At 67.4% G+C, this 9,687-nt stretch carries 10 protein-coding genes; 6 read left to right on the forward strand and 4 right to left on the reverse strand.

Translation table 11 applies throughout. The annotated features are described in order from the left end of the window. From GXW71_RS30975 to GXW71_RS30985, 3 genes are all read right to left on the reverse strand, one after another. Positions 1–893: ATP-binding protein (locus GXW71_RS30975; protein WP_211856917.1), on the reverse strand; the 893-nt coding region annotated here is incomplete at its 3' end. Positions 894–912: 19 nt separating this feature from the next. Beyond that, on the reverse strand, positions 913–1,410 hold the full coding sequence (locus tag GXW71_RS30980; RefSeq protein ID WP_211856980.1) for a cupin domain-containing protein: 498 nt from the start codon (positions 1,408–1,410) through the stop codon (positions 913–915). 52 nt (positions 1,411–1,462) lie between these two features. Continuing rightward, on the reverse strand, positions 1,463–2,566 hold the full coding sequence (locus GXW71_RS30985; RefSeq protein WP_211856919.1) for an aminotransferase class V-fold PLP-dependent enzyme: 1,104 nt from the start codon (positions 2,564–2,566) through the stop codon (positions 1,463–1,465). A 62-nt stretch (positions 2,567–2,628) separates the two neighbouring features. Here GXW71_RS30985 and GXW71_RS30990 point away from each other — a divergent pair, with 62 nt between their 5' ends. Further along, a complete protein-coding gene (locus GXW71_RS30990) occupies positions 2,629–3,069 on the forward strand; it encodes an RrF2 family transcriptional regulator (RefSeq protein WP_211856921.1) in 441 nt (146 codons plus the stop codon). Here the strand turns inward: GXW71_RS30990 and GXW71_RS30995 are convergent. Beyond that, positions 3,063–3,992, reverse strand: coding sequence for an NAD(P)H-dependent flavin oxidoreductase (locus GXW71_RS30995; RefSeq protein ID WP_367615972.1), 930 nt, complete (start codon positions 3,990–3,992; stop codon positions 3,063–3,065). The genes GXW71_RS30990 and GXW71_RS30995 overlap by 7 nt on opposite strands. 153 nt (positions 3,993–4,145) lie before the next feature. Here GXW71_RS30995 and GXW71_RS31000 point away from each other — a divergent pair, with 153 nt between their 5' ends. Genes GXW71_RS31000 through GXW71_RS31020 form a run of 5 tightly spaced genes read left to right on the forward strand, consistent with a single transcriptional unit; the run spans position 4,146 to position 9,682 of the window. Beyond that, positions 4,146–5,195 carry an ABC transporter ATP-binding protein gene (locus tag GXW71_RS31000; RefSeq protein ID WP_211856923.1) on the forward strand — a complete coding sequence of 350 codons (1,050 nt, stop codon included), beginning with the start codon at positions 4,146–4,148 and terminating at the stop codon, positions 5,193–5,195. A gap of 56 nt (positions 5,196–5,251) precedes the next feature. Continuing rightward, on the forward strand, positions 5,252–6,592 hold the full coding sequence (locus tag GXW71_RS31005; protein ID WP_211856925.1) for an ABC transporter substrate-binding protein: 1,341 nt from the start codon (positions 5,252–5,254) through the stop codon (positions 6,590–6,592). Positions 6,593–6,641: 49 nt separating this feature from the next. Next, positions 6,642–7,598, forward strand: a complete 957-nt coding sequence (locus tag GXW71_RS31010) for a carbohydrate ABC transporter permease (RefSeq protein WP_211856927.1) — start codon at positions 6,642–6,644, stop codon at positions 7,596–7,598. Beyond that, positions 7,591–8,502, forward strand: coding sequence for a carbohydrate ABC transporter permease (locus GXW71_RS31015; RefSeq protein ID WP_211856929.1), 912 nt, complete (start codon positions 7,591–7,593; stop codon positions 8,500–8,502). The genes GXW71_RS31010 and GXW71_RS31015 overlap by 8 nt, the downstream gene beginning before the upstream one ends. A gap of 4 nt (positions 8,503–8,506) precedes the next feature. Continuing rightward, positions 8,507–9,682, forward strand: coding sequence for a mandelate racemase/muconate lactonizing enzyme family protein (locus GXW71_RS31020; RefSeq protein ID WP_211856931.1), 1,176 nt, complete (start codon positions 8,507–8,509; stop codon positions 9,680–9,682). Positions 9,683–9,687: the final 5 nt, after the last annotated feature.

A 9,687-nucleotide genomic window follows, 5' to 3' on the forward strand; every position in this document is an offset into this window, starting at 1 on the left:
GGGGGCGCGCGGCGCGGCGCCGGACGTGCCGCCTCCTCGGCGACGCCATCGAGGATCAGCGCGCGGGCTTCCTCGGGGCCCGGCGCCGGCAGCGGTGCCAGGGCAGGACCGGCGCCGCGGCTTTCGGTCTCGACCGTGCCGATGCGAAGCGCCAGCGGCCGGCGCGAGATCGCGGGACCGAGCGCCACGAAATGCCCGCGCTCCAGGTCTCGGAACTGCTCCGCCTGCCGGCGCTCCATGCCGAGAAGCTCGGCGGCGCGCTGCATGTCGATGTCGAGGAAGGTGCGCCCCATCAGGAAGTTGGAGGCTTCCGCCGCGACGTTCTTGGCGAGCTTCGCCAGGCGCTGGGTCGCGATGATGCCGGCGAGGCCTCGCTTGCGACCGCGGCACATCAGGTTGGTCATGGCGCCGAGTGCTGCGCGCCGCGCCTCGTCCGGCACCTCTCCGCCGGCCGCCGGGGCGAAGAGCTGCGCTTCGTCGACCACCACCAGCATCGGGTTCCAGGCATCGCGCTCCGCCTCGAACAATCCGCCCAGGAAGGCGGCGGCATGGCGAAGCTGGCGCTCCACCTCCAGCCCCTCGAGGTCGAGCACGACCGAGACGCGATGCCGCCGCACGCGCTCCGCCGCGCGCTGCAACGTTGCTTCCGAGTGCTCGGCGGCGTCGATCACCACATGGCCGAAGCGCGATGCCAGGGAGACGAAATCACCCTCGGGATCGATCACCGCCTGCTGCACCCAGGGTGCCGACTGCTCCATCAGGCGGCGCAGCAGATGCGACTTGCCCGAGCCGGAATTGCCCTGGACCAGCAGGCGCGTGGCGAGCAGTTCCTCCAGGTCCATGCGCGCGGGCACGCCGCCAGCGGCGAGGCCCAACTCGATCCCGATGGTCATTCTTGGTGCCGGGGGATGGTCAGGTCTTGGCCTTGTGGATCGGATCGATCCACGGCACTTCCTCGGGCTTCTCGACCGGCTCGATGTCGAGGTTCACCACCACCGCCTCGTTGTCCGAGCGCACCAGCACGCATTCCAGCGTCTCGTCGGTGCTGGCATTGATCTCCTGGTGGGGGACATAGGGCGGCACGAAGATGAAGTCGCCGGGGCCGGCCTCGGCCACGAATTCCAGCTTCTCGCCCCAGCGCATCCGGGCGCGGCCCTTGACGATGTAAATCACGCTTTCCAGGGCGCCATGATGATGGGCACCGGTCTTGGCATTGGCGTGGATATGCACGGTGCCGGCCCAGATCTTCTGCGCGCCGACCCGCGCCAGGTTGATCGCGGCGGCGCGGTTCATCCCCGGCGTCTGCGCCGTGTTCACGTCGAGGCTGTCGCCCGGGATCACCCGGACGCCGGTGTGCTTCCAGCCGTCCGGCGGCGATTCATGGCTGTGGTCATGCCCGTCATGCGGCATCACGGCGGCTCCTTGATCTTAGGGGGAGAATACCTCGCCGCTGTGTCCTGCGTCACCCCCAGGCCGGGATCAGTGCGTCCATGATGCGATCGACATCATCCATCGCGTTGTAGCCATGAAAGCTGAAGCGGATCCGCCCGCGCCCGTTCCAGGCGAGCACATTCTTCTCCCCGAGCGCCGTCACGATGGAAGCGGCCCGCGGGCTCTCCATGCAAACGCTGGCGCCATGCCGCCGCGGATCAGGCGGCGTGGTGCTCGGGATGCCCGCTTCGGTGAGGCGGGCGAGCAGCGCGGTGGTCAGGCCGTGCACATGGCGCTCCACCGCCGCCGTGTCCCATTGCCCAAGGAAATCCAGCGCCGAGCCCAACACATAGAGCGGCAGATGCGCGGGGTTGCCGCGGCAGAACCGCATGGCATCCGGCAGCAGCCCGAAGCCGGAGGTGTAGTCGAGCCGGCCGGTCCCCGGCGCGATCGAGTGCCAGCCGGCGGTGCGCGGCGCCCAGCCCGGCTGCCGTGCCCGGTTCCAATAGGCGGTCGCGATGCCGGTGGTGCCGAGATGCCATTTGTAACTGGCCGCGAAGGCGAAGTCGGCGATCTCGGCGCGGATCGGCATCCAGCCCGACGCCTGGGTGAAGTCCACCACCAGCATGGCGCCGACGCTGTCGGCCAGCGCCCGCAGCGCCACCAGGTCGGGGCAGGCGCCATTGAGGTAGGAGGCGGCGCTGACGCCGATCAGCCGGGTCCTGCCATCCACCTGTTCCGCCATCCGCTCGATTGAAACCAGGCGCACCTCCGGGACGGGGTGGAACAGGAAGGGCGCGACGACGGATGGATATTCGTTGGGCTCGAACACCACATTGTCGCCCGGTTGCCAGTCGAGGCTCTCGGCCAGCATGGAGACGCCTTCCGCAACCGAGGAGACGAAGCCGATGTCATCGATCTCGCAGCCCCAGCGTCCGGCCAGCAGCCGGCGCACCCGCAGCACCTCCGCCTCCTGCGCGGTGCGGCCCGGCGCGCCCAGGCCCTTGTCCCGCGCATAGGCCGCGAAGGCCTCCGCATGGCGCAGCAGGAAAGGCGGCTCGCCGCCGGCGCAGACATGCGCCGCACCCTCGGGGATCTCGAAGGCGGCGCGGGGGAAGAGCGGGGTCGCGGTCATGCCGGGGAGCATGCCCCCGCCTCGCTTGGCGGCCAAGCCAAGCAAGTGTATTCGAATCGCGGATGCTGACCCAGAAGGCGAAATACGCGCTTCGCGCGCTGGTCGTGCTGGCGGACGCTCAGTCCGAAGGCCCCCTGCCGATTCCGCAGGTCGCGGAGCGCGCCCGTGCGCCGCACAAGTTCCTGGAGGCGATCCTGCTGGAGCTCAGGCGCGGGGGCGTGCTGCGCAGCACCCGCGGCAAGGCGGGCGGCTATGCGCTGGCGATGGCGCCGGCGACGATCCGGCTCGGCACCGTCATCCGCATCGTCGACGGGCCGCTGGCGCTGATCCCTTGCGCCAGCCTCACCGCCTACCGGCCATGCTCGGATTGCGCCGACCCGGAGGCCTGCGCGATCCGGCGGTTGATGCGCCAGGTGCGCGACGCGACCGCCGCGATTCTGGACGACGCCACCATCGAGGAGCTGCGCGATACCCCATCGATGCTGGCGATGGCCGGTCAATAGGCGGCGGCTTCCGCGGCGGCAGCACGGTATTCGGCGATGAGCCGCGCGCAGAGCTCCGCCGCCGACGGCACGTCCGCAATGGCGCCCACCCCCTGCCCCGCCGACCAGATGTTCTTCCAGGCCCGCTTCTCGGTATTGCCGACATGGATCTCCGCCTTGGCGGGCAGGTTGTCGGGATCGAGACCCGCATTCTCGATCGAGGCGCGCAGGAAGCTGCCTTTCACCCCGCTGATCGCATCCGTATAGACGATGTCCTTGGCGCTGCTGGCGAGGATCATCTGCTTGTACTCCTCCCCCGCCATGCTCTCCCTGGTTGCGATGAAGCGGGTGCCGAGATAGGCGAGGTCGGCGCCCGCCAGGCGGGCGGCCGCGATATGGCGCCCGGTCGACAAGGCGCCGGCGAGCAGCAGCGTGCCATCGAAGAAGCTGCGCAGCTCGGTCAGGAAGGCGAAGGGATTGAGCAGGCCGGCATGGCCGCCGGCGCCCGCCGTCACCGCGATCAGCCCGTCGACGCCCGCCTCGGCCGCTTTTTGCGCATGGCGCAGGTTGATGACGTCGTGGAACACCAGCCCGCCATAGCTATGCACTTCCTGCACCAGTTCGCTGACCGCGCCGAGCGAGGTGATCACCAGCGGCACCCGGTGCCTGACCGTGGTCGCCAGATCCTGCTCCAGCCGGGCATTCGACTTGTGGACGATGAGGTTGACGCCGAACGGCGCCGGCGCGTTGCCGATCCGCTCCCGGATCTCCGCGAGCCAGCTCTCGTAACCCTCGTTGCTGCGCTGGTTCAGCGCCGGAAATGTGCCGAGCAGCCCGGCCTTGCAGGTCTCGACGACCAGGTCGGGGCCGGAGACCAGGAACTGCGGCGCGGCGACGGCGGGGATCGCGAGGCGGCCGCGCAGGGCTTCGGGCAAGGGCATCATCGTCTCTCCCAGGAGGTCGTAGGCTTCGTTTTGCTAAGGCGTTCATCAAGGTTGCCAGCCTGCGCCGGCCATGCCTAGTTTCGACGACAAGATACGCGATGCGCGCATGAGGCCCCGCACAAGACGGTGTCCGCGCCTCGCTGGGGGAAACGTATGGCAACTGTCGGCATCCGGGACGTCCGCAAGCGATTTGGCAGCGTGCAGGTGCTGCACGGCGTCAGCGTCGATATCGCGGACGGCGAATTCGTCGTGCTCGTCGGGCCATCGGGCTGCGGCAAGTCCACCCTGCTGCGGATGCTGGCCGGTCTTGAGAATATCTCGGGCGGTGAGATCGCGATCGGCGGGCGCGTGGTGAACACGGTGCCGCCGAAGGACCGGGACATCGCCATGGTGTTCCAGAACTACGCGCTCTATCCGCACATGACCGTCTTCGACAACATGGCTTTCTCCATGAAGCTCGCGAAGGCGCCGCGCGCGGTCATGGAGCAGGAGGTCGGGCGTGCCGCCAAGATCCTGGGCCTCGAAACCCTGCTGCAGCGCTTCCCGCGCCAGCTCTCGGGCGGCCAGCGCCAGCGCGTCGCCATGGGCCGCGCCATCGTGCGCAACCCGCAGGTCTTCCTGTTCGACGAGCCGCTGTCCAACCTCGACGCCAAGCTCCGCGTGCAGATGCGCAGCGAGATCAAGGAGCTGCACCAGCGCCTGAAGGTCACGACCGTCTACGTCACCCACGACCAGATCGAGGCGATGACGATGGCCGACAAGATCGTGGTGATGGAGCACGGCTATATCCGCCAGGCCGGCCCGCCGCTGGAGCTCTATGACACCCCGGCCAACCTCTTCGTCGCGGGCTTCATCGGCAGTCCGGCGATGAACCTGATCGAGGGCGAGATCCGCGACGGCGCCTTCCATACTGAGGACGGCACCGCCTGGCCGCTGCCCCCCGGATCGAAGGCAGCGCCCGGCCCGGTGGTCTATGGTGTGCGGCCCGAGCATCTCCGCCTCGACCCCCAGGGCATCGCCGCGACCGTGCAGGTGGTGGAGCCGACCGGCTCCGAGACCCAGGTGATGATGCGGGTCGGCGGCACGCCGCTGACCGGCGCTTTCCGCGAACGCGTCTCCGCCCGCCATGGCGAGGTGCTGAACATCACGCCGGAACCGGCACTCGTGCATCTCTTCGACAAGGGCACCGGCGAACGAATCTGATCGAACCGGCCGCATGCGGGGCCAACCCGCAGCGGCACAGATGAGGGAGAAGCGACATGACGAAGTTCACCCGCCGCAAGACGCTCGGCCTCTCGGCCGCGGCGATCGCGGCGATGGCCATGGCGGAGAAGGCCCAGGCCCAGGCCAGCGCCATCCCGGTCGCCGATGCGACGGCCCCGAACCTGCCGATCGAGCGCGGCGCGACATTGCGCATGCTGCGCCCGGTGCGTTTCGTGCAGCCGGACGAGGATACCTTCCGCGCCAACTGCGCCCGCTTCACGCAGCAGACCGGCGTCGAGGTGCGCGTCGATTTCGTCGGCTGGGAAGACATCACCCAGCAGACCGCGGTGACCGCGAACACCGGCGCCGGCCCCGACCTCATCATCGGCTTCAATGAATCGCCGCACGTCTATGTCGACAAGCTGGTCGAGCTGACCGATGTCGCCGAATACATCGGCAAGCGCTACGGCGGCTGGCTCGCGCTCGCGCAGAAATACGGCAAGCGCCACGGCACGAACAACTGGATCGGCCTGCCCTTCGGCGCCTCCGGCGGCCCGCTGGTCTGGCGCAAATCCGCGGTCAATGCCGTGGGCTTCGAACGCCCACCGGAGGACCACGCCGGCTATCTCGACCTCTGCCGCAAGCTGAAGCAGGCGGGCAAGCCGGCGGGCTTCGCGCTCGGCAACGCGGTCGGCGATGGCAACGGCTTCGCCAACTGGGTCGTCTGGTCGCATAACGGCTTCCTGGTGAACGAGGATGGCAGCGTCGGCGTCAACAGCCGCGAGACCGTCGCCGCGCTGACCTATCTGAAGGACCTCTACGCCACCTTCATCCCGGGCACCCTCTCCTGGGGCGATGTCAGCAACAACCGCGCCTATGCTTCCAACGAGTGCTGGCTGACGGCGAATGGTGTCTCGCTCTACTTCGCGCTGAAGAACGATCCGGCGACGCGCGCCATCGCCGAGGACAGCGAACATATGCTGCTGCCGAAGGGCCTCGCATCCAGCTCCCCGATGGCGGGGCTGACGCTGAACGCCATGGTGTTCAAGCATAGCCGCTTCCCGAACGCCTCCAAGGCGCTGCTGCAATTCCTGCTGGAGCGCGAGCAATACGACCCCTGGCTGCAGGCGAACCTCGGCTATTGGGCGCAGCCGCTCGAGGCCTATGGCCAGAGCGCGGTGTGGAACAGCGACCCGAAGGTTTCGATCTTCCGCGACACCATGAAGAACCCGTACTGGATCGGCTACAAAGGCCCGATCAGCGAGGCCTCCGCGCAGGCCAACGCGGAATACATCATGGTGCAGATGTGTGCCTCGGTTGCCTCCGGCCAGGCGACGCCCGAGCAGGCGGCACGTGAGGCCGAGCGCCGCGCCCAGCGCATCTTCCGCCGGCGCTGATCCGATCATCCGGGGCGGCGCCGCCGGCGCCGCCTCATGGAGGCCACCGATGTCCGCCACCACTGCCGCCGACTGGCTGAAGACCCGCCGCGACCCATCCTGGATCGCGCGGCTCTTCGACTACAAGCCGCTGCTCATCGTGCTCTGCCTGTTGCCGGCGGTCGGTCTGCTGATGACCTTCCTGACCTATCCGCTCGGCCTCGGCATCTTCCTCGCCTTCACCGACACCACCATCGGCCGGCGCGGCGTCTGGGTCGGCCTCGAGAATTTCGAGTACCTGCTGAGCGATCCGCTCTGGTGGAACGCGGTGTTCTACAGCGTGTTCTACACCGCGGTCGCGACCGTGCTGAAGTTCGGGCTTGGCCTCTGGCTCGCGCTGCTGCTGAACCAGCATCTGCCGTTCAAGAGCCTGCTGCGCGCGATCATCCTGCTGCCCTGGATCGTGCCGACGGTGCTCTCGGCCATTGCCTTCTGGTGGATCTACGACCCGCAATTCTCGATCATCTCCTACGTCTTCGTAGAAGTACTGGGATGGCGGACCACCAATATCGACTTCATCGGCAGCGCCTGGCCTGCGCGCTGGTCGCTGATCGCGGCCAATGTCTGGCGCGGCATCCCCTTCGTCGCGATTTCTCTGCTGGCCGGTCTGCAGACCATCTCGCCCTCGCTCTACGAGGCGGCACTGCTCGACGGCTCCAGCGCCTGGCAGCGCTTCCGCTTCATCACCTTCCCGATGCTGCTGCCGATCCTGGCGATCGTCATGACCTTCTCGATCATCTTCACCTTCAGCGACTTCCAGCTCGTCTACGCGATCACCCGCGGCGGGCCGGTGAACTCCACCCACCTGCTCGCGACGCTGGCCTTCCAGCGCGGCATCCCCGGCGGGCAGCTCGGCGAAGGTGCGGCGATCGCGGTGTCGATGATCCCCTTCCTCGTTTTCGCAACGCTCTTCAGCTACTTCGCCCTCGCCCGGCGGAAATGGCAGCAGGGAGAAGGCAATGACTGACGCCGCCGCCACCGCGGGTTCCAGCGCGGCCGCCAATGCGGCCTCCGCACAGCCGGAGCACATGGCCTGGGACAGCCGCGCACGCCGCATGGTGATGCTCTGGCTGCCGCTCGCCTGCTTCGTGCTGATCCTGCTGTTCCCGTTCTACTGGATGACGGTGACGGCCTTCAAACCGGACGCGGAGCTCTATGATTTCCGCGCGCACAACCCCTTCTGGATCAGCTCGCCGACGCTCAACCACATCCACAAGCTGCTGTTCGAGACGGCCTATCCCAAATGGCTGATGACCACGATGTTGGTCGCCGTCTGCTCGACCTTCCTGTCGCTGCTGTCCTCCACCCTCGCGGCCTATGCAATCCAGCGGCTGCGCTTCAAGGGCAGCCAGTATGTCGGACTCGCGATCTACCTCGCCTACCTGGTGCCGCCGTCGATCCAGTTCATCCCGCTGGCGGCGATGGTGCATCAGCTCGGGCTGTTCGACACGCCCTTCGCGCTGATCCTGACCTATCCGACCTTCCTCATTCCCTTCTGCACCTGGCTGCTGATCGGCTACTTCAAGTCGATCCCCTACGAGCTCGAGGAATGCGCGCTGATCGACGGCGCGACCCGGCTGCAGATCCTGCGCCAGATTACCCTGCCCCTCGCGGTGCCCGGGCTGATCAGCGCCGGCATCTTCTCCTTCACACTGTCCTGGAACGAGTTCATCTACGCACTGGCCTTCATCCAATCCTCGGAGAACAAGACCGTCCCGGTCGCGATCCTGACCGAGCTGGTGACCGGCGACGTCTACCAATGGGGAGCGCTGATGGCAGGCAGCCTGCTGGGCTCGCTGCCGGTCGCGATCTTCTATTCCTTCTTCGTCGACTACTACGTCTCCTCCATGACCGGTGCGGTGAAGGAGTGACAGCGTGAAGATCGAGCGCATCGAGCCGCTGATCGCGGATGCCGCTTGGCGGACCTTCTCCTTCCTCAAGATCACCACCGCCTGCGGCATCACCGGCTGGTCGGAATACAATGAGGATTTCGGCTCGCGAGGCCTGTCCGACGTCATTCGCGCCCTGGCGCCTGCGATCACCGGCATGGATCCCAGGCGCTCCGAAGCGATCGTCGCCAAGCTGCATGTGCTCACGCGGCAATCGCGGGGCGGCCTGAACCAGCAGGCGATCGCGGCGATCGAGAACGCGCTCCTCGACATCCGCGGCAAGGAAGCGGGGAAGCCCGTCCACGCGCTCTTCGGCGGCCCGGTGCGGGAGCGCATCCCGGTCTACTGGTCGCATTTCTCGACCTACCGCATCATGCATCGCGGCAAGGGCTTTCTGCCTGACATGATGGACTATGACGCGCTGGCGAAGCATGCGGCGGAGGTGAAGGCCGCCGGCTTCCGCTGCCTCAAGACCAATATCTTCCCGCTGCGCGACGGCGTGCTGACGCCCTTCAACCCCGGCTTCGGCCGCACCGGCGGCTGGCCGGAGCTGAACTGGGACAATGCGCTGATGGACGGGCTGGTGGACCAGCTCCAGGTGATCCGGGATGCCGTCGGGCCCGAGATGGGCGTGATGCTCGACACCAATTTCCACTTCAAGACCGAAGGCTATCTGCGGGTCGCCGATGCGGTGGCGCCGATCGGCCTCACCTGGCTTGAGGTCGACACCCACGACCCGGCCTCCCTGGCCTTGATCCGCGGCGCCGCCCCCTGTCCCATCGCCTCCTGCGAGACGCTGCATGGGCGGCGCGATTTCAAACCCTATCTGGAGCAATACGCGACCGATGTCGCGATCGTCGACGTGCCCTGGAACGGGATCGGCGAGAGCGTGAAGATCGCCGCCATGTGCGACGCCTATGAGGTGAACTGCGCCCCGCACAATTTCTACGGCCATCTCTGCTCCTTCATCAGCGCGCATTTCTGCGCCTCGATCCCGAATTTCCGCATCATGGAGATCGACATCGACAGTTGCCCGTGGCGCGACGAGTTCGTCACCGCCGTGCCGCAGATCGAGAATGGCGAATTCGTGCTGCCGACCGCCCCGGGCTGGGGCGCCGATGTGAACGAGGCCGCGGTCCTGGCAAGGCCGCCGAAGCGCTAGCGACG

Source organism: Plastoroseomonas hellenica (assembly GCF_018129085.1).
GTDB lineage: Bacteria > Pseudomonadota > Alphaproteobacteria > Acetobacterales > Acetobacteraceae > Plastoroseomonas > Plastoroseomonas hellenica.

What these genes read in the sequence shown, in the direction of transcription:
- GXW71_RS30980 (WP_211856980.1), bottom strand. Translation starts at nt 1,410, where the DNA reads ATGCCGCATGACGGGCATGACCACAGCCATGAATCGCCGCCGGACGGC.
- GXW71_RS30985 (WP_211856919.1), bottom strand. Translation starts at nt 2,566, where the DNA reads ATGACCGCGACCCCGCTCTTCCCCCGCGCCGCCTTCGAGATCCCCGAG.
- GXW71_RS30990 (WP_211856921.1), top strand. Translation starts at nt 2,629, where the DNA reads ATGCTGACCCAGAAGGCGAAATACGCGCTTCGCGCGCTGGTCGTGCTG.
- GXW71_RS30995 (WP_367615972.1), bottom strand. Translation starts at nt 3,992, where the DNA reads ATGATGCCCTTGCCCGAAGCCCTGCGCGGCCGCCTCGCGATCCCCGCC.
- GXW71_RS31000 (WP_211856923.1), top strand. Translation starts at nt 4,146, where the DNA reads ATGGCAACTGTCGGCATCCGGGACGTCCGCAAGCGATTTGGCAGCGTG.
- GXW71_RS31005 (WP_211856925.1), top strand. Translation starts at nt 5,252, where the DNA reads ATGACGAAGTTCACCCGCCGCAAGACGCTCGGCCTCTCGGCCGCGGCG.
- GXW71_RS31010 (WP_211856927.1), top strand. Translation starts at nt 6,642, where the DNA reads ATGTCCGCCACCACTGCCGCCGACTGGCTGAAGACCCGCCGCGACCCA.
- GXW71_RS31015 (WP_211856929.1), top strand. Translation starts at nt 7,591, where the DNA reads ATGACTGACGCCGCCGCCACCGCGGGTTCCAGCGCGGCCGCCAATGCG.